Genomic DNA, 19,194 nt, shown 5'->3' with positions numbered 1-19,194 from the left:
ATTGTAGACTCGGCCCGTGGCCGCGCAGATGGAGCCCAGCGCTCGCGTGTTGACCGTGCCCAACGTGCTGAGTTTCATACGGCTCGCCCTCGTGCCGGTCTTCCTCATGCTGCTCGTCATCGGCGACTTCGTGGCGGCCCTCGTCGTGCTCGTCGTCTCGAGCATCACCGACTTCCTCGACGGCTACCTCGCCCGGCGCCTGAACCAGGTCTCGCGACTGGGCCAGCTGCTGGACCCGGCCGCCGATCGCCTCTACCTGTTCGCTGCGCTGCTGGGCCTTGCCACCCGCGAGCTGATCCCGTGGTGGCTCGTCGCCCTCATCGTCGGGAGGGACGTCTTCCTGCTCGTGCTCGGCATGGTGCTCGCCGGGCACGGCTTCGGCCCGCTGCCCGTGCACCAGCTCGGCAAGGTGGCCACCTTCGCGCTCTTCCTCGGCCTGCCCGTGATCATGCTCGGCGTGGCATTCCCGGCCGCCGCCGTCGTCGCGGAGCCGGTCGGCTGGGCGATCGCGTTGTGGGGCACGTTCCTCTACTGGTGGGCCGGCGTGATCTACGCGATCGAAACCGGGCGTGTCATTCGCCTCCCGCACCTCGCGCCGGCTGCGCGATCCGATACGCTGGAATGAAAAGGAAAGGGGCATCGTGGGTCAGTCGGAGAATCCGCTGTTCGGCCAACCGGCCAACGGCATCGGCGGGAAGCCGTTCGAGCCTTCCACGGACACGACGTTGTCGTTCACCCAGGAACAGGCCGCCGCACTCTCCGCCCTCGACTCCGATCTCACGGCCGAGGAGGAGGATGCCGTCTCGGCACTGCCCTCCGGCTCTGCGCTGCTCGTGGTGCGCCGCGGCCCGAACGCCGGCGCCCGCTTCCTGCTCGACTCCGACGTGACCACGGCCGGACGCCATCCCGACGCCGACATCTTCCTCGACGACGTCACCGTCTCACGTCACCACGCGCAGTTCCTGCGCCACGGCACGGCCTTCGAGGTCAAGGACCTCGGCTCGCTGAACGGCACCTACTTCGACGGGGTGCGCATCGACACGGCCATGCTCAGCGACGGGGCCGAGGTGCAGGTGGGCAAGTTCCGCCTGACCTTCTACTCGTCGAGGTACGACCTCGCCGGAGCGTGATGGCAGGCGCACCGGCCGCCGTACGCGCGCCGAGCACGGCGCAACTGCTCAGCATCGGACAGGTGCTGGCGCGTCTGAGCCCCGAGTTCCCTGACCTGACCCCCTCCAAGCTGCGCTTCCTCGAGGAGCAGGGCCTCATCTCGCCGGCCCGCACGGAGTCGGGCTATCGCAAGTTCGGCGCCGCCGACCTGGAGCGCATCGAGCGCATCCTCACGATGCAGCGCGACCAGTACCTCCCGCTCAAGGTCATCCGCAGCCATCTCGAGCAACTCGATGCCGGCCACGTGCCCACGTTGCCCGCCGCCACGGCGCCCTCCATGCTCGGCAGTGCCCGCCGGCTCAGCCGCGAGGAACTGCTGAGCGAGGCGGGTGCGAGTTCCGCCCTGCTCGGCGAGGCGGTCTCGGCCTCGCTCCTGAACGCCGGCGACGTGTTCGGCGAGGATGCCGTGACCGTGCTGCGCTGCCTCGTCGAACTGCGCCGTGTCGGCATCGAGCCGCGGCACCTGCGCGGTTTCCGGGCAGCCGCCGAGCGCGAGGCGGCTCTCGTCGAGACCGCGACGGCGACGCTCGCGCGCAAGCGCGACAGCGCCAGCCGCGCCAAGGCGGCCGAGCTCGCGATCGAGGTCGCGACCCATCTGGAGACGGTGCGCGCGAACCTCACGCGCGCCGCGATCGTGCGCGGGACGCAACGATGATCGGCGACACGCTGGGAGCGGATCATTGAGGCAGCACACTCGCATCGCTACCGTTGAGAGCAGCGGTGCTGTTCCGCCCGCACCGTTGAAAGAGGCCGACCATGAGTGAACTCAGCCGGAGTGATTCCGAGCGTTACGACCTCGGTCTCCTCTTCACCGACGGACTGCCCGAGATGGATGCCTCCACGGGCTACCGCGGCGCCGTCGCCGCCCGCGCTGCGGGCATCAGCTACCGCCAGCTCGACTACTGGGCACGCACCGAACTCGTCGAGCCGACGGTTCGGGGAGCAGCGGGTTCGGGTTCGCAGCGTCTCTACGGCTTCCGCGACATCCTGGTGCTGAAGCTCGTCAAGCGCCTTCTGGACACCGGCATCTCGCTCCAGCAGATCCGCACCGCCGTGAACCAGCTGCGCGAGGCCGGCGTCAACGACCTGGCGCAGACGACGCTCATGAGCGACGGCGCCAGCGTGTACCTCTGCACCTCCGACGACGAGGTCATCGACCTCGTGAGCCGCGGCCAGGGCGTCTTCGGCATCGCCGTGGGCAAGGTGCTGCGCGAGGTGGAGTCCAGCCTCGTCGAACTCGACATGCAGCCGAGCGATCACATGGACGAACTGGCCGTGCGTCGCGCCGTGCGCAAGACCGGCTGATCCGCCCCACACCACACGCGCCGCTCAGCTCGCGCGCCGCGGGGCGGACGATCGGCGCCGAAGCTAGGCGAGGTTGGCGTACTCGCCGATGCGCGCGGTGCGCAGCACCCGGTCCAGCAGCTGGTCGAAGTAGCGCGCCATCTCCAGGGCGCTCTCGCCCGGCCAGGCGTGCAGCGGCTGACCGGCGCCCTGCGCCTGCTGCAATGAGGTGCGCTCCGGCAGCTGGGGGGAGAGCACGAGCGGCCCGAACATGTCGCGCAGCTCCTTGATGCGGTACTGGTGCTCGAGTGAGGCGACGCGGGTGCGGTTCACGATGATGCCGAGCGGCTGGAGACGGCTCGACATGCCGCGGCGGATCTCCTCGATGGCGCGCAGTGCGCGGTCCGCGGCCGCGACGGAGAACAGGCCGGGCTCGGTGACGACGGCGACGCGGTCACTCGCGGCCCACGCCGTGCGGGTGAGCGCGTTCAGGGTCGGCGCGCAGTCCACGAGGACGAGGTCGTATTCGTCCTCGATCGTCTCGAGAGCGTCCTCGAGCTTCCAGATGTCGCGCTCATGCGGATGCGGTCCGTCGAAGTTGATCGCCGACGGGCTGCCGATCATGACGTCGAGCGTCGAATTCGGGCGACCCCGCGTCCACCCGCTCGTGGCGATCGCGCTGCGCACGATCTTCTCTTTCGGGCTCGCCAGCACATCGGCGACGTTGAGGTGTCCGGCGATGCTGACGGCCATTCCCGTCGACACGTCAGACTGCGGGTCGAGGTCGACGACAAGCGTGCGGATTCCACGGGCGAATGCGGCCGAGGCCAGTCCGAGGGTCACCGTTGTCTTGCCGACGCCTCCCTTCAAGGAGCTGACGGAGAGTACGTGCACAAACAGATACGTTACCTTTACTAGTCTGGGAGAACCTAAACCGCTGCGTTGCCCCTGTCGGGGTGCTGTGAAAGGCCTGCATGTTCACGAAGATCCTTGTTGCCAACCGCGGTGAAATCGCCATCCGAGCGTTCCGGGCCGCTTACGAATTGGGAGCGAGGACCGTCGCCGTCTTCCCGTTCGAAGACCGCAACTCCCTGCACCGCCTGAAGGCCGACGAGGCGTACCAGATCGGCGAGCCCGGGCATCCGGTGCGCGCGTATCTGGATGTCGCCGAGATCATCCGCGTCGCCCGCGAGTCGGGTGCCGACGCCATCTACCCGGGCTACGGCTTCCTCTCGGAGAACCCCGAGCTCGCCGAGGCGGCCGCCGCAGCGGGCATCACGTTCATTGGGCCGGGCAAGAGCGTGCTCGAGATGGCCGGAAACAAGGTCACCGCCAAGGAGCACGCGATCGCCGCCGGCGTTCCCGTGCTGGCCTCCACGCCGCCCTCGCGCGACATCGACGAGCTTCTCGCCGGTGCCGACGCGATCGGGTTCCCCATCTTCGCCAAGGCCGTCGCCGGCGGCGGCGGTCGTGGGATGCGCAGGGTCGACAGCAAGGACAAGCTGCGGGCGGCCCTGGCCGAGGCCATGCGCGAGGCCGACAGCGCCTTCGGCGACCCCACCATGTTCCTCGAGCAGGCCGTGCTGCGACCCCGGCACATCGAGGTGCAGGTGCTCGCCGACGCCACCGGCGAGACCGTGCACCTGTTCGAGCGGGACTGCTCCGTGCAGCGCCGCCACCAGAAGGTCATCGAGATCGCGCCGGCCCCGAACCTTCCCGAGGAGACCCGGCAGGCGCTCTACCGCGACGCCATCGCCTTCGCCCGCTCCATCGGCTACGTCAACGCGGGCACGGTCGAGTTCCTGCTCGACACGGCTGGCGAGCGCGCGGGCAAGCACGTCTTCATCGAGATGAACCCGCGCATCCAGGTCGAGCACACCGTGACGGAAGAGGTCACGGACGTGGACCTCGTGCAGTCCCAGATCCGCATCGCCGCCGGCGAGAGTCTGGCCGACCTCGGCCTGCAGCAGCAGAACATCCAGCTGCGCGGCGCGGCGCTGCAGTGCCGCATCACGACGGAGGACCCCACGGCGGGCTTCCGCCCCGACACGGGCAAGATCACCACCTACCGCTCCCCGGGCGGGGCCGGCGTGCGCCTCGACGGCGGAACGATCAACCCCGGCGCCCAGATCAGCCCGCACTTCGACTCGATGCTCGCGAAGCTCACCTGCCGCGGCCGCGATTTTCCCGCCGCGGTGGCGCGCGCCCGCCGTGCCCTCGCCGAGTTCCGCATCCGCGGCGTCTCGACGAACATCCCCTTCCTGCAGGCGGTGCTCGAAGACCCCGACTTCCAGCACGGCGACCTCAGCACCTCCTTCATCGACGAGCGGCCCGGTCTCGTGCGCGGCCGGCCCTCGAAGGACCGCGGCACGAAGATCCTCAACTGGCTCGCCGACGTGACCGTGAACCAGCCGAACGGCGCCCGCCCGATCGGCGGCAACCCAATCGACAAGCTGCCCTCCATCGATCTCAGCACCCCGGCACCCGATGGTTCCCGCCAGCGGCTGCTCGAGCTCGGCCCGGCCGGCTTCGCGGCGGCCCTGCGCGCCCAGCAGCCGCTCGCGGTCACCGACACGACCTTCCGTGACGCGCACCAGTCGCTGCTGGCCACCCGCGTGCGCACCCGCGACCTCGCGGCCGTCGCCCCCTACGTCGCCCGGATGACCCCGCAACTGCTCTCCGTCGAGGCGTGGGGCGGGGCGACCTACGACGTCGCCCTGCGTTTCCTCGGCGAAGACCCGTGGGAGCGGCTGGCCTCCCTGCGCCAGGCGCTGCCGAACATCAACATCCAGATGCTGCTGCGCGGACGCAACACGGTCGGCTACACGCCGTACCCGACGGCGGTGACCGAGGCGTTCGTGGCCGAGGCCGCCGCAACGGGCATCGACATCTTCCGCATCTTCGACGCGCTCAACGACGTCGGCCAGATGCGCCCCGCGATCGACGCCGTGCTCGCGGAGGGGCACGCGATCGCCGAGGTGGCGGTGTGCTACACCGGCGACCTGCTCGACCCGGCCGAGGACCTCTACACCCTCGACTACTACCTGCGACTCGCGGAGGCCATCGTCGAGTCGGGCGCCCACGTGCTCGCGATCAAGGACATGGCGGGCCTGCTGCGCCCCGCCGCCGCGACGAAGCTCGTGACCGCCTTCCGTGAGCGCTTCGACCTGCCCGTGCACCTGCACACGCACGACACGGCCGGGGGCCAGCTCGCGACCCTGCTCGCGGCCGCCGCCGCCGGGGTGGATGCCGTCGACGTCGCGAGCGCGCCGATGGCCGGAACGACGAGCCAGCCCTCCGCATCCTCACTCGTCGCCGCGCTCGCGCACACGCCGCGCGACACGGGCCTCTCGCTGGACGCGGTCTCGGACCTCGAGCCCTACTGGGAGGCCGTGCGCAAGGTCTACCGGCCCTTCGAGTCCGGGCTTCCTGGCCCCACCGGCCGCGTCTACCACCACGAGATCCCCGGGGGCCAGCTCTCCAACCTGCGGCAGCAGGCGATCGCCCTGGGCCTGGCAGAGGACTTCGAGCTCGTCGAAGACATGTACGCGGCCGCCAACCGCATCCTCGGTCGCATCCCCAAGGTCACGCCCTCCTCGAAGGTCGTCGGCGACCTCGCGCTGCAGCTCGCCGCCGTGCACGCCGACCCGGCCGACTTCGAGGCGAACCCGCAGAAGTACGACATCCCCGAATCCGTGATCGGCTTCATGGCCGGAGAGCTCGGCGAGCTCCCCGGCGGATGGCCGGAGCCCTTCCGCAGCAAGGTCCTCGCCGGCCGTACCGTCCGCGTCGGCGTGACCGAGATCAGCCCCGAGGATGCCGCCGACCTGGCGGCCGACTCGCAGACCCGTCGGGCGACGCTGAACCGCCTGCTCTTCCCGGCGCCCACCCGCCAGTTCGAGCAGATCCGGGAACTCTTCGGCGACCTCTCCGTCGTCGAGACCCCCGACTACCTGTACGGGCTGCGCCAGGGGAGCGAGCACGTCGTCGAGATCGACAAGGGAGTACGGCTCTACGCGGGTCTCGAGGCGATCGGCGAGGCCGACGACAAGGGCATGCGCACCGTCATGACGACGCTGAACGGCCAGTTGCGCCCGGTCTTCGTCCGCGATCGCGGCATCGCCGTCGAGTCCAAGGCGGCCGAGAAGGCCGACGCCAACCAGCCCGGACAGGTCGCGGCACCGTTCTCGGGCGTCGTCACCCTGCAGGTCGAGGTCGGCGCGAGCGTCCAGGCCGGCCAGGCCGTCGCCTCCATCGAGGCGATGAAGATGGAGGCGGCCATCACGACGCCCGTCGCGGGCGTCATCGAACGGGTCGCCATCCCGCGTACCCAGCAGGTGGACGCCGGTGACCTGCTCGTCGTGGTGCGGGCAGGATAGGCTGTCGTGCTGGATTGCCCGCGAGGAAGGAGCCGACCGTGACGGACCAGGGCGGTGACGGCGCCGACGCGCGCGCCCGTCGGGGACGGCAGGAGCCGGTGGACGAGTACAACAGCGAGCTTCCGCCCCAGACCGGGCCGACGCTGGCCGCTGCGCTGCCCGAGAGCTTCGGCGTCACCATCGACCTGAGCACCCCCCGCGACACCGAGTCCGATGACGACGTGGCGCGGGGCGAGATCACCCTGCAGCCGGTGCGGGCGGCCGACGTGTCGACGCACTCCATTCCGGTGACGACGGGGCCGACGCGCGGACTGCACCGCGGCCAGGGTCCGGCTGCGGGCTCCGCGGACGGCGCGGGAGCCGGCGCCCAGAAGCCGGCATCCTCGCCCTCGGCCACCTCCGCCACAGCGGGAACCACCAAGGCCGTCGCCTCGAAGGGCGCCTCGGCCAAGGCGCCTCCGCGGCCGGCCGGTCCCGAGACGGCGAGCATGCTCACCCCCGAGCGGCTGCTCGAGTCCAGCCGCAAGACCCGCCCGGCGCCCGAGGGCGGCTGGAACCGCGTGGTCTACAACGCGACGGGCCACCTCGTCAATCTCGGAGACTCGCGTGCCGTGCGGGCCCGCAAGAACCTCGACGAACGCATCCAGCGACCCTTCGGCGGCGGAACCCGCTTCGTTCCCGTGCTCACCCGCAAGGGTGGCGTCGGCAAGACGACCGTCACGGCCCTGCTCGGCATGGCGCTCGCGGATGCCCGTGAGGACCGGGTCGTCGCCATCGACGCCAACCCCGACCGCGGAACGCTCTCCGAACGCATCACCAAGCAGACCGGCGCGACCGTGCGCGACGTCGTCGGCAAGGCGCCCTCCATCGGCGGCTACACCGACTTCTCGGCGCTCGTCTCGCGCGACGAGACCCGCCTGGACATCCTCGCGTCCGACACCGACCCGCTGCTCTCCGAGGCGTTCGAGGCCGACGACTACAACGTCGTCGCCGACCTCTCGGCCCGGTTCTACTCGATCGTGCTCACCGACTGCGGCACCGGCATCGTGCACTCGGTCATGCGCGCGACCCTTCAGCGGGCGGATTCGATCGTCATCGTCTCCGGCGGCAGCGTCGACGAGGCCCGACTGGCGTCGGAGACCCTCACCTGGCTCGAGGCGAACGGCTACGCGGACCTGGTCAAGAACTCCGTGGTCGCGCTGAACACCGCGACGCAGGCCACGAATCTCGTGAAGCTGGAAGAGATCGACAGGCACTTCGCCTCGCGGGTGCGCGAGGTCGTCCGCATCCCCTACGACCCCGTGCTCGCCGCCGGTTCCGTCATCCACTGGAAAGACCTGAAACCACTCACTCGGCATTCCGCGCGCGTGCTCGCCGCACTCGTCGTCGAGGGACTGCCCGGCGACGGCGGCCACTGAGCCGCGCCGACATCGAACGAAAGAAACCATGACAGAGCGTGAGATCCGCCTCTTCGGCGACCCTGTGCTGAAGACGGTGTCCGAGCCCATCGGAGCGATCGACGACGGCGTGCGCGCCCTCGTGGCCGACCTCGTCGACAGCGTGAAGCTTCCCGGGCGCGCCGGCGTGGCGGCCGCGCAGATCGGCGTGAACCTGCGGGCGTTCAGCTACAACATCGACGGGGAGGTGGGCTACATCCTCAACCCCGAGATCGTCGAGCTCGCGGGGGAGGTGGAGCAGGTCGAGGAGGGCTGCCTGTCGGTACCCGGACTCTGGTATCCGACCCCGCGCTATCCCTTCGCCCGTGCGAGGGGGATCGACCTGGACGGCAACCCCGTCGAGGTCTCCGGCGATGGCCTGATGGCACAGGCGCTGCAGCACGAGACCGATCACCTCGACGGCCTGCTCTACCTCGACCGGCTCGAGAAGCCGAACCGCCGTGCGGCGATGAAGCAGATCCGCGAGTCCGACTGGTTCTGACCCGCGGGGGCGCCGCAGGAGCGCCGCGAGGACGGCCGCCTGCTCGCGCAGGCGGCCGTTCGCCCTACTGGGCCAGGCTGTAGCCCTGCGTCGCGGGAGCGCCGGAGTACATCTCGTCGATCACCTGGGCGAAGTCCTTCAGGATGACGTGCCGCTTGATGCTCAGCTTCGGGGTGAGGTGGCCGCTCTCCTCGGTGAGGTCGGTCGCGAGCACGGTGAACTTCCGGATGGACTCGGCGCGCGAGACGGTCTCGTTGGCGGCGTCGATGGCCCGCTGGATCTCGGCGATGACGATCGGGTTCACGGCCGCCTCGGCGAGGCTCATGCCGGCATCCTCGCCGTTGTTGCCGAGCCACACCGGCAGCATCTCGGCGTCGAGGGTGACGAGGGCCCCGATGAAGGGCTTGGCGTCGCCGACGACGATGACCTGGCCCACGAGCGGGTTGGCCCGGATGGGGTCCTCGAGCACCGCGGGAGCGACGTTCTTCCCGCCGGCCGTCACGATGATCTCCTTCTTGCGGCCGGTGATGGTGAGGAAGCCGTCCTGGTCGAGCGTGCCGAGGTCGCCGGTGCGCAGCCAGCCGTCGTCGAGTGCTGCCGCGGTCGCCTCGGGGTTCTTCCAGTACTCCTTGAACACGTTGACGCCCTTGACGAGGATCTCGCCGTCGTCTTCGATACGCAGGGAGACTCCCGGCAACGCGGGACCGACGGTGCCGATCTTGGACTTCGCCGGACGGTTGACCGTCGCGGGAGCCGTCGTCTCGGTCAGGCCGTAGCCCTCGAGGATGGTGATGCCGAGGCTGTGGTAGAAGTGGCCGAGACGCGATCCGAGCGGCGCCGAACCGGAGACGGCGTAGCGGACCCGGCCGCCGAGCGCCTTGCGCAGCTTCGCGAAGACGAGGCGGTCGAAGACGGCGAACTTCACCCGCAGGCCGAGCGGCACCTTCTCGCCGTTCTCGAGCAGTCGCGAGTGCTCGATCGCGGCCGTTGCCGCGGCCCGGAAGATCTTGCCCTTTCCGCCGGCCTCCGCCTTCTGCTCGGCGGAGTTGTACACCTTCTCGAACACGCGCGGCACGGCGAGCAGGAAGGTCGGCTTGAAGCTCTCCATGGCGGGAAGGAGCTGGCGCGTGTCAGGCTGGTGGCCCACGTGCACGCCGGCGTGCACCGAGAGCACCGCGATGAGGCGGGCGAACACGTGTGCCGTCGTGATGAAGAGCAGGGTCGAGGCGTTCTCGAGCACCTCGCCGAGGCCGAGGGCCGCGTTGCGGCTCGTCTCCACGAAGTTGGCGTGGGTGAGCACGCATCCGCGGGGCTTGCCGGTGGAGCCCGAGGTGTAGATGAGGGTCGCGATGTCGCTTCCGACGGCCAGGTTGCGTCGCCGCTCGATCTCGGCATCCGACACCTCGGCGCCCTGGGCGGCCAGCTTGTCCAGATCGCCGAGATCGATCTGCCAGACGCGGTCGATGAGCGGGAGCTCGGGGTGCACCTCGTCGAAGCGGGAGAACATCTCGGGAGTCTCGAGGATGAGGGCAACGGCGCCCGAGTCGCTGAGATTCCAGCGGATCTGGCTGGGGGAGCTCGTCTCATACACCGGAACGAGCACGGCGCCCGCGAACCACATGGCGAAGTCGATGAGCGTCCACTCGTAGCGCGTCTTCGACATCAGGCCGACCTTGTCGCCGGGCTGGATGCCGGCGGCGACGAAGCCCTTGGCGAGCGCAACGACCTGACGGTGGAATTCGGCGGTGGTGATCGGCGACCAGCCGGCGCCCGCGGGAACCGAGAACAGGACGGCGTCCGGCGTGCGTGCGACGCGATCCACGAGCAGGTCGGTGGCATTGGCGTCGGGATCCGCCGGCGAGAGGGCGGGCGCATCGAACTGTTTCACGGTATCTCCTTTGGCACCGGGGGAGCGAGGGCCTCCCAGCGCGCTCACCTTTGCGCACGCGGGAGGAGGGAACGTTTCCGGCAGAACTGGTTGATTACACTCTACTTGGTGCGCCGCGAGAGCTCTGCGACGTCACAGCTCGCCCCTCACTGTTGGAAAGGCTCTCAGCGTGCACGCAATCGGCATCGACATCGGCGGAACGAAGATCGCGGGAGCCCTGGTCGACGAGCTCGGAACCATCCTGCGCTCGGACCGGGTGCCGACGCCGAAGGACTCCGAATCGCTGGAGAACGCCCTCATCGAGATGATCCGCTCGCTCGCGGACGGGGGTGACGCGATCGCGGTCGGCGTGGCCGCTCCCGGCTTCATCGACGCGTCGCAGTCGGTCGTCTACTACACGCCGAACATCGACTGGCGCAACGAGCCCCTGAGGGCCAAGCTCGAGCAGCGGCTGGACCTTCCGGTCTTCATCGACAACGATGCCAACGCCGCCGGCTGGGCCGAGTTCCGCTTCGGAGCCGGCCGGCTCTACAGCGACATGGTCACCCTCACGATCGGCACCGGCGTCGGAGGCGCGATCGTCATGAGCGACCAGCTCGTGCGGGGCGGCTTCGGTGCGGGCGCCGAGATCGGCCACATGCGCGTCGTTCCCGACGGCCTTCCCTGCGGCTGCGGGGCCCGCGGCTGCATCGAGATGTACGGCTCCGGCCGTGCACTGCTGCGCTTCGCCAACGAGCTCGCGGATGCGGGCGGCATCGGGCAGACCCTCGCGGCCGTGCGCCGGCGCAACGGCGCGCTCACGGGCCACGACATCAGCGACCTCATCGGCTCGGGGGATGCCGGAGCCGAGGCGGCACTGCGCACCCTCGGCAACTGGCTCGGCCAGGCGAGCGCGAGCCTGTCGGCGATCCTGGATCCCCAGGTCTTCGTGTTCGGCGGCGGCGTCTCGGCGGCGGGCGAGGCCCTGCTCGAGCCCATCCGCAGCGCCTTCATCGAGCACGTGCCTGCCCGCGGCTATCACCCGGAACCGGACTTCCTCGTCGCCGAGCTCGTGAACGACGCCGGCGTCGTCGGAGCGGCCGACCTGGCGCGCATCGGCGCCACCCGCGCGGCCGCGCGATAGTCTCTCAACCGGCGGCGCGGCAGGAGCGGACATGTTCTATTGGGTGATGAAGCACATCGTGGTCGGTCCACTGCTGCTCAGCCTGTTCCGCCCGTGGGTCGTCGGCCTCGACAAGGTGCCCGAGCACGGCGCGGTCATCATGGCCAGCAACCACCTCTCGTTCATCGACTCGATCTTCCTGCCGCTCATCATGAAGCGGCGCATGGTCTTCCTCGCCAAGAGCGAGTACTTCACGGGCACCGGCCTCAAGGGCTGGGCAACGCGGCTGTTCATGAATGCGGCCGGGCAGCTGCCCATCGACCGCTCCGGCGGCAAGGCGAGCGAGGCATCGCTCGCCACCGGCCTGCGCGTGCTCTCCGAGGGCACGGTGCTCGGCATCTACCCCGAGGGAACCCGTAGTCCCGACGGCCGGCTCTACCGCGGACGCACGGGCGTGGCCCGCATGGTGCTCGAGGCGGGCGTGCCGATCGTGCCGGTCGCCATGATCGACACCGAGAAGGTCATGCCCATCGGCAAGCGCCTTCCCTCGGTGCGCCGGGTGGGCATGATCTTCGGCGACCCGCTCGACTTCTCCCGCTTCGAGGGCATGGAGGGCGACCGGTTCGTGCTGCGCAGCGTGACCGACGAGATCATGTACGAGCTCGACCGGCTCTCCGGACAGGAATACGTGGACGTCTACGCGAGTTCGGTGAAGGAAAGACGCGCAGGCCTTTCACGGTAGGCTGACGCAGTCCGTGCCCGTGCGCCCCGCGCGCGCGTGCGCATCCGCTCGCCGTGCCAGGAGAAGGAATGAACCCCGTGGCAGACCCCACAGAACAGGTTGTCGTCGCCGACGAGTCGGTCATCGAGGGCCTGGACTCCTGGCGTGACCTGCCGATCAAGCAGCAGCCGCAGTGGTACGACGCCGAGGCGGCCCGGGCGGCGTCTGCGCAGATCTCGACCCTCCCGCCGCTCGTCTTCGCGGGCGAGGTCGACAACCTGCGCGAGCGGCTCGCCGCGGCCGCCCAGGGGAAGGCCTTCGTGCTGCAGGGCGGGGATTGCGCCGAGACCTTCGCCGGTGCGACGGCGGATGCGATCCGCAACCGCGTGAAGACCCTGCTGCAGATGGCGGTCGTGCTCACCTACGGCGCGTCGATGCCCGTCGTGAAGATGGGCCGCATGGCCGGGCAGTTCGCCAAGCCGCGTTCCAGCGACGAGGAGACACGGGGCGGCGTCACGCTGCCCGCCTACCGTGGCGACATCATCAACGGCTACGACTTCACCCCGGAGTCGCGTCGCGCCGACCCCGCGCGGCTCGTGCAGGGCTACCACACGGCGGCATCGACGCTGAACCTCATCCGTGCCTTCACCCAGGGCGGGTTCGCCGACCTGCGGCAGGTGCACAGCTGGAACCGCGGCTTCGCGCAGAACCCGGCCAACCAGCGCTACGAGGGGCTCGCCCGCGAGATCGACCGCGCCGTGAAGTTCATGGAGGCGGCCGGAGCCGACTTCGACGAACTCAAGCGGGTGGAGTTCTACACCGCCCACGAGGGGCTGCTCATGGACTACGAGCGGCCGATGACGCGCATCGACTCACGCACCGGCACCCCCTACAACACCTCGGCCCACTTCGTCTGGATCGGCGAGCGCACGCGGGACATCGACGGCGCGCACGTGGACTTCCTCTCGCGGGTGCGCAACCCCATCGGCGTGAAGCTCGGCCCCTCGACGAGCGCCGATGACATGCTCGCCCTGATCGACAAGCTCGACCCAGACCGGGAGCCCGGCCGGCTCACCTTCATCACCCGGATGGGAGCGGGCAAGATCCGCAGCGCGCTCCCGCCCCTGCTGGAGGCCATCAAGGCGAGCGACGCCCGCCCGCTGTGGATCACCGACCCGATGCACGGCAACGGCCTCACCACTCCGACGGGCTACAAGACCCGCCGCTTCGATGACGTCGTCGACGAGGTCAAGGGCTTCTTCGAGGCGCACCGCGACGCAGGGACGCACCCCGGCGGCATCCACATCGAGCTGACCGGCGACGACGTGACCGAGTGCCTCGGCGGCAGCGAGCAGCTCGATGAGGCGAGCCTCGCCACGCGCTACGAGTCGCTGTGCGATCCGCGGCTGAACCACATGCAGTCGCTCGAGCTCGCATTCCTCGTGGCAGAGGAACTCAGCGCCCGCTGAGCGTGCGGTGCCACCGGGTCAGCCGTTGAAGTTGGCTTCCACCTTCGAGCCGCGCTTGACGGCGTCACCGGCGGCCGGCTCCTGCTCGTCGGCCTGCACGACGTTGCGGAAGAGCTCGGGAACGTTGGAGTCGAAGCTGAGTCCCGCGTCTTCGATGAGCTTCTTGGCCTCGTTGATGGTCTTGCCGACGACGTTCGGAACGGCGATGCGCTCCGGCCCCTTCGACGGGATGATGACGATGCCGTCGCCGGGGTGCATGGGGTCCGCCTGCGGCTCCGTGCGGATGACGGAGTCCTTGGGCACGTCTTCGCTGAACTCCGCGTCGCCCACCGTCGGTGCCAGGCCCGCGCCGCTCAGCGTGGCGGTGGCCGCGTCGACGCTCGCGCCCGTGACGTCGGGGATGGGCCCGGAGGAGACGACGAGCGTGATGGCGCCCTTCTCGGGATACTGAGCCGGCAGCGCGTTCCCGGATCCGTCGAGCGCGGCCAGGACGATCCCCGGTGCCTGATCCGAGAACTGCGCGCTCGAGGGACCGACCGTGAAGCGGGCGAGCTGGTTCTTCGCGTCCGCCTCCTGGGCGCCGACGACGGAGGGCACATCGAGGATGGCCGGACCGAGCGAGAGGTAGAGCGTCACGGTGCTGCCGCGATTGGCCGCTGAGCCCTCTGCGGGATCGGTTCCGGATGCGAGGTCCTTCGCGACCACGGGATCGTTGCGGGAGCCGAGCTCGACCTGGAACCCGGCGTCGGTGAGCGCGGCGACCGCGGCATCCTTGCTCGCTCCGACGACGCTCGGCACGGGGGCGGTCGAACCGGGCCCTGCACCGAAGTACCAGCCGGTCGCCCCGCCCATCGCGGCGAGCAGCACGACGAGCACGAGCAGCAGGTAGCCGCGCCGACTGCGCGTGCGGGCCTTCGCGGCCAGCACCGTCGTCGCATCCTGCTGCACGGGGCCGGTGCGGTGGCGCGCGGGCGGCTGGCCCAGTACCTGGGTCGCGGCATCGGCGGGGTAGGCGGGCCCGACCGGCAGGACCATCGTCGGCTGCACGCCCTCGGCGATCGCCGCCTCGGGGTCGCGCACGAGCTTCTCGACGTCCTTCAGCCGCTCGAGCATGACGCGAGCGTCGCGGGGTCGCTCCTCGGGGTCGCGCGCCGTGGCCCACAGCACGAGGTCGTCGAGCTCGGCAGGCACAGCCGGCACCTTCGCGCTCGGACGCGGCACGTGGTCGTTGGCGTGCTGGTAGGCGATCTGCATCGGGGCCTCGCCCACGAAGGGCTGCTGGCCGGTGAGCATCTCGTACATCATGATGCCGAGTGCATAGATGTCGCTGCGGGCATCAGCCACCCCGCGGGTCACGAGCTCGGGGGAGAGGTAGGCGATGGTTCCGAGCAGGGCCTGACCGGTGGCGGTGTTGGCGCTCGCCGCCCGTGCCAGCCCGAAGTCGCCGAGCTTGATGCGCCCGTCGTCGGCCAGCAGCACGTTCTCGGGCTTGAGATCGCGGTGCACGATGCCGGCCTTGTGCGCGGCGGCGAGCCCCGAGAGCACGGCGGAGAGGATGTCGATGGTCTGCTCGGGGGTCAGGCGGCCGTAGTCCTTCAGCAGGTCGCGCAGCGTGATGCCCGGAAGGTACTCCATGACCAGGTACGCCATGTCGGAGTCCTGGCCCTGGTCGAAGACGTTGACGACGTTCGGATGCGCCAGTCGCGCGGCCGAGCGCGCCTCCTGGACGAAGCGGCTCTTGAAGGTGTTGTCGTCGGCGAGATGGCCGTGCATGATCTTGATGGCCACCCGGCGTTCGAGCCTGAGGTCGGTCGCGAGGTAGACGGTGGCCATTCCACCGCGGGCGATCCGCGAGCGCACCTGATAGCGGCCGTCGATGAGACGGCCGAGCATCGGGTCCGTGGGCGTGATCGTCACCCCGGAATTGTACGAAGAGCCGGGGCGTCTTCTCCGCTAAAACTCCGTGAACTCCGGCATTGGAACGCTCCTGTGACGCAGCGCGCCTCAGCCCAGTTGTGCCAGCCAAGTGCTCGCCGAGAGCTCCCACTTGGCGTAGGCATCGGGGAACGCCGAGATCTGCACCGCCTGGGCGGCCTGCGCCAGGGTCATCTCGTGCCAGCCGGCGATGTCGAGCAGCCCGCGCGTGCGGCCGGCATTCGGATTCGTCGATCCGCCGAAGAACGCGTACGCGGCGCGCACGGGGTCGCGCACCTCGTCGGGGGTGCCCCATCCGGTGCTCGGTCGCTGCTGGAACACGCCGAGGGAGTCCCGGTCGCCGACGTCGAGGTTGCGCAGCCCCGATTCCTGGGCCGCGGCCGCGAGCGCGATGACGAGCCCGCGATCATCGACGCCGATGCTGCGCCCGACGGAGACGATGATCGCTGCGTTCTGGCGCATCTCCTCGGTGAGGGCGACGATACCCCCGGCTGCGGCAATGTCGGGGCCGTTGGTCGGGGCAACCGGAGCGACCGGAGCCGGCGCCGTCGGCGCGGGCGCGGGTGCGGCGGGAGCGAGCGGCGCCTCGGCTGCCGCCAGGGTGATGGCCGGCGCGAGCACGATGCCCTGCCCGGGATGGATGAGGGCGCCCGGCTCGAGTCCGTTCGCGTCCAGGAGCGCCTGCACGCTGGTTCCGGCCGAATGGGCGATCGCCCACAGGGTGTCTCCGGCCACGACGATGTGGGTGCCGGCGCTCGGAGCGGGGGTCGCCGGCGGGGCGGCGGTGTCGGCCACCGGTGCCACGGGGGCCGGCGCACCGAGGGCGAGCTGCTGGCCGGGGAAGATGAGGCTCGAACGCTCGAGGCCGTTCAGGGCGAGCACGGCATCGGTCGCCAGTCCATACCGGGCGGCGATGCCGCTCACGGTATCGCCCTCGACGACCGTGTACACGGCCGGAGCCACCTCCGCGCTGCGCAGGGCGGAGGGCGATGCATCAGCGGGGGTGAGGGAACGTTCCTGGGTCGGATGCCACCCGGCATCCGGGTGCACGGGAGGGGTGGCGGTCGCGTGCGAGCCGCCCAGGCTGACGGCGATGGCGCCGACGATGGCCGCGGGGGCGAGAGTCATGGGATCTCCCTCGATCGCGCCTCAGAGTGTCACAAAAGTGAGCAATTGTCTACTTCCGCGACCAATGTGGCTGGTGTGACATACCGAGTCTGTCAGAGACGCCTCCGAGGGCTGCGGTTGTCCGACGCGGTCCCGGCCGGCCGCGGCGCCCGGTTGGTGGTCGGCCGACGACGTGGCACTCTAGAGACCGTGACCGACGCCTTCTCCGATCGCCAATGGCTGAGAATCCCCGACCTCGTCGAACTGCTCGGCATCAGCCCGAGCCGTGTTCGCCGCCTCATCGAAGACAAGCACCTGCTGGGAATCCGGCGCGAGGGCGTTCTGATGGTTCCCGAGGTCTTCCTTCTCGAGAACGAGCCGCTCCACGAGCTCCGCGGGACCCTCTTCGTGCTGGCCGATGCCGGATTCAGTGACGACGAGGCGATGCGGTGGCTGCTGGAGCCCGAGGAGTCGCTCGAGGTCGCGCCCATCGACGCCCTGCGGTCCGGACGCAAGACCGAGGTGCGCCGCATCGCCCAGGCGCTCGCCTGAACCCTCGCCCGATCAGGCGGTACGGGCCGTGACCGTCTCGGCCAGTGCGACCAGTTCGCTGCGCGCCCGCCGGCTGAGCGGGGCGTCGTTCACGGCCGTGATGGCACGGACGACCTGACGGGCGATGAGCGCCTCGACCTCGTCGACCGCGCCGCTGGCGCGGATGGTGGACTGCAGCATCCGCACCTGGGCGGCGTCGAGGTCAGGGTCGCCGAGCAGTTCGTCGAGCAGTCGGCGCTGGCCCGGCTGCATGCGTTCGCGCGCGATGGCGACGAGCATCGTGCGCTTGCCCTCGCGCAGGTCGTCGCCGCTGGGCTTTCCGGTGAGCTGCTCGTCGCCGAAGACGCCGAGCAGGTCGTCGCGCAACTGGTAGGCCGTGCCGAGCGGCAGCCCGAACGTGCGCAGGGCGGCCAGTTGCGCATCCGTGCCGCCGGCGAGGGCAGCGCCGATCACGAGCGGGGCGAGCACGCTGTACTTCGCCGACTTGTAGACGATGACCGTCTCGGCACGGGAGCGCATCTCGCTCTCGGCCCGGCTCGGCCATGCCTGCTCCTCGAGGATGTCGAGGTACTGGCCGGCCGTGACCTCGGTGCGCATGAGATTGAACTCGCTGCGCGCCCGGCGGGCCTCGGCGCGAGGCAGTTCGGCGATGCCCTCGTCGAGCAGCTCGTCGCTCCAGCCGAGCAGCAGGTCGCCGAGCAGGATGGCGGAGGCGCGGCCGAATCCCTCGGGATCCCCGGACCAGCCGCCCTGGAGGTGCAGCGCCTCGAAGGCGCGATGCGCCGCTGGCGCACCGCGGCGCGTGTCGGAGTTGTCGATGATGTCGTCGTGGACGAGGGCGGCGGCGTGGAAGATCTCCAGTGCGGCCGCCACCGACACCACGGCATCGAGGTGTTCGGGGCCGCCCTCATCCGCGAAGGGATCGAACCCCTCCGGCTCGCCGGAGACCGCCTGCCAGCCCCAGTAGCAGAACAGCGCGCGAAAGCGCTTGCCACCGCTGAGAAACCGCCGAGAAATCTGGAGGAGCGGGTCGAGTTCCGTACTCACGGAGGTGAGAATTGAGGCACGATCTGACACGAACTCGTCGACGCGTGCGTGCACCAGATCGACCAGACGAGTGCTTTCTGCCACCCGCCTAGCCTAGCTATCCCGGCGACGCTAGACTTTCAAGCAACTCGCCTGGTCCCGAGGACGAAGGGAATCAGATGCCGCTTTCAGAGCAGGAGCAGCGGCTCCTCGACGAGATGGAGCGCAGCCTCTATCACAACGATGCCGATTTCGTGGCGCACGTCGGCGGCGGCCATGGTCGGCCGAACTACCGCGCCATCGTCGTCGGCGTCCTGATCGCCGTGGCCGGGGTCGCCGCGCTCATCGCCGGAGTGGCGTTGAACGTGCTGGTCATCGGCATCGGCGGCTTCGTGCTGATGCTCGCCGGCGTACTGCTGGCCATCACGCCGAGCAAGCGCGCTCCCGCTCCCGAGGAGCTTCCGAGCAGCGGCAAGGCGGGTGCGGGCAAGGCGAGCGCCCGTCGTGGCTTCATGGACCGTCTCAACGACCGCTGGGACAAGCGGCAAGACGGGCGCTGATCCTCCCCTTCCCTCCACTGGCTGCACTGACCTGAAAAGGGCCGATCGCTGATCGGCCCTTTT

Annotated in this window: 17 protein-coding genes; 12 read left to right on the top strand and 5 right to left on the bottom strand. The window is 69.9% G+C overall.

The window, feature by feature from the left end; genetic code table 11:
* Positions 1-16: 16 nt before the first annotated feature.
* The 4 genes from WDJ51_RS14925 (at position 17) to WDJ51_RS14910 (ending at position 2,475) form a co-directional block, all read left to right on the top strand.
* A complete protein-coding gene (locus WDJ51_RS14925) occupies positions 17-625 on the top strand; it encodes a CDP-alcohol phosphatidyltransferase family protein (protein WP_337853259.1) in 609 nt (202 codons plus the stop codon).
* 13 nt (positions 626-638) lie between these two features.
* Positions 639-1,130: an FHA domain-containing protein gene (locus WDJ51_RS14920; protein WP_443218511.1), complete on the top strand. Its 492-nt coding sequence runs from the start codon at positions 639-641 to the stop codon at positions 1,128-1,130.
* Complete coding sequence (gene ftsR / locus WDJ51_RS14915) at positions 1,130-1,825, top strand: transcriptional regulator FtsR (RefSeq protein WP_337853258.1); 696 nt, start codon at positions 1,130-1,132, stop codon at positions 1,823-1,825. The genes WDJ51_RS14920 and ftsR overlap by 1 nt, the downstream gene beginning before the upstream one ends.
* Positions 1,826-1,926: 101 nt before the next feature.
* Positions 1,927-2,475 (top strand): MerR family transcriptional regulator, encoded by a 549-nt coding sequence (locus WDJ51_RS14910; RefSeq protein WP_337853257.1) that lies wholly within the window; start codon positions 1,927-1,929, stop codon positions 2,473-2,475.
* Between the two features lie 63 nt (positions 2,476-2,538).
* Here WDJ51_RS14910 and WDJ51_RS14905 read toward each other — a convergent pair whose 3' ends face one another.
* A complete protein-coding gene (locus tag WDJ51_RS14905; protein ID WP_337853256.1) occupies positions 2,539-3,348 on the bottom strand; it encodes a ParA family protein in 810 nt (269 codons plus the stop codon).
* Between the two features lie 80 nt (positions 3,349-3,428).
* On the opposite strand from WDJ51_RS14905, the gene WDJ51_RS14900 reads away from it, so the two are divergent.
* Genes WDJ51_RS14900 through def form a run of 3 tightly spaced genes read left to right on the top strand, consistent with a single transcriptional unit; the run spans position 3,429 to position 8,771 of the window.
* Positions 3,429-6,833, top strand: a complete 3,405-nt coding sequence (locus WDJ51_RS14900; RefSeq protein WP_337853255.1) for a pyruvate carboxylase — start codon at positions 3,429-3,431, stop codon at positions 6,831-6,833.
* A 38-nt stretch (positions 6,834-6,871) separates the two neighbouring features.
* On the top strand, positions 6,872-8,251 hold the full coding sequence (locus WDJ51_RS14895) for a MinD/ParA family ATP-binding protein (protein ID WP_337853254.1): 1,380 nt from the start codon (positions 6,872-6,874) through the stop codon (positions 8,249-8,251).
* 28 nt (positions 8,252-8,279) lie between these two features.
* A complete protein-coding gene (def, locus tag WDJ51_RS14890) occupies positions 8,280-8,771 on the top strand; it encodes a peptide deformylase (RefSeq protein ID WP_337853253.1) in 492 nt (163 codons plus the stop codon).
* A gap of 64 nt (positions 8,772-8,835) precedes the next feature.
* Here def and WDJ51_RS14885 read toward each other — a convergent pair whose 3' ends face one another.
* The gene (locus tag WDJ51_RS14885) at positions 8,836-10,659 is read right to left on the bottom strand and encodes an AMP-dependent synthetase/ligase (protein ID WP_337853252.1); all 1,824 of its coding nucleotides are present in this window, start codon (positions 10,657-10,659) and stop codon (positions 8,836-8,838) included.
* 169 nt (positions 10,660-10,828) lie between these two features.
* On the opposite strand from WDJ51_RS14885, the gene WDJ51_RS14880 reads away from it, so the two are divergent.
* From WDJ51_RS14880 to WDJ51_RS14870, 3 genes are all read left to right on the top strand, one after another.
* The gene (locus WDJ51_RS14880) at positions 10,829-11,782 is read left to right on the top strand and encodes an ROK family glucokinase (protein WP_337853251.1); all 954 of its coding nucleotides are present in this window, start codon (positions 10,829-10,831) and stop codon (positions 11,780-11,782) included.
* 31 nt (positions 11,783-11,813) lie between these two features.
* A complete protein-coding gene (locus WDJ51_RS14875) occupies positions 11,814-12,503 on the top strand; it encodes a lysophospholipid acyltransferase family protein (RefSeq protein ID WP_337853250.1) in 690 nt (229 codons plus the stop codon).
* 68 nt (positions 12,504-12,571) lie between these two features.
* Positions 12,572-13,951 (top strand): class II 3-deoxy-7-phosphoheptulonate synthase, encoded by a 1,380-nt coding sequence (locus WDJ51_RS14870; protein ID WP_337853249.1) that lies wholly within the window; start codon positions 12,572-12,574, stop codon positions 13,949-13,951.
* 18 nt (positions 13,952-13,969) lie between these two features.
* On the opposite strand, the gene pknB is transcribed toward WDJ51_RS14870, so the two are convergent.
* Together pknB and WDJ51_RS14860 are read right to left on the bottom strand one after the other, a co-directional pair.
* On the bottom strand, positions 13,970-15,844 hold the full coding sequence (gene pknB / locus WDJ51_RS14865; protein ID WP_443218510.1) for a Stk1 family PASTA domain-containing Ser/Thr kinase: 1,875 nt from the start codon (positions 15,842-15,844) through the stop codon (positions 13,970-13,972).
* Between the two features lie 111 nt (positions 15,845-15,955).
* Positions 15,956-17,014, bottom strand: coding sequence for a LysM peptidoglycan-binding domain-containing protein (locus tag WDJ51_RS14860; protein ID WP_337853247.1), 1,059 nt, complete (start codon positions 17,012-17,014; stop codon positions 15,956-15,958).
* Positions 17,015-17,203: 189 nt separating this feature from the next.
* On the opposite strand from WDJ51_RS14860, the gene WDJ51_RS14855 reads away from it, so the two are divergent.
* Entirely contained in the window at positions 17,204-17,545 is a 342-nt protein-coding gene (locus WDJ51_RS14855) for an Rv2175c family DNA-binding protein (protein ID WP_337853246.1), read from the top strand.
* Between the two features lie 12 nt (positions 17,546-17,557).
* Here WDJ51_RS14855 and WDJ51_RS14850 read toward each other — a convergent pair whose 3' ends face one another.
* Positions 17,558-18,676 carry a polyprenyl synthetase family protein gene (locus WDJ51_RS14850; protein ID WP_337853245.1) on the bottom strand — a complete coding sequence of 373 codons (1,119 nt, stop codon included), beginning with the start codon at positions 18,674-18,676 and terminating at the stop codon, positions 17,558-17,560.
* A gap of 74 nt (positions 18,677-18,750) precedes the next feature.
* On the opposite strand from WDJ51_RS14850, the gene WDJ51_RS14845 reads away from it, so the two are divergent.
* On the top strand, positions 18,751-19,131 hold the full coding sequence (locus WDJ51_RS14845) for a DUF3040 domain-containing protein (RefSeq protein ID WP_337853244.1): 381 nt from the start codon (positions 18,751-18,753) through the stop codon (positions 19,129-19,131).
* The last annotated feature ends 63 nt before the right edge of the window (positions 19,132-19,194 follow it).

It is taken from the genome of Rathayibacter sp. YIM 133350 (genome assembly GCF_037404875.1).
Lineage (GTDB): Bacteria > Actinomycetota > Actinomycetes > Actinomycetales > Microbacteriaceae > Orlajensenia.
This window is presented reverse-complemented; position numbering and strand designations above follow the sequence as displayed.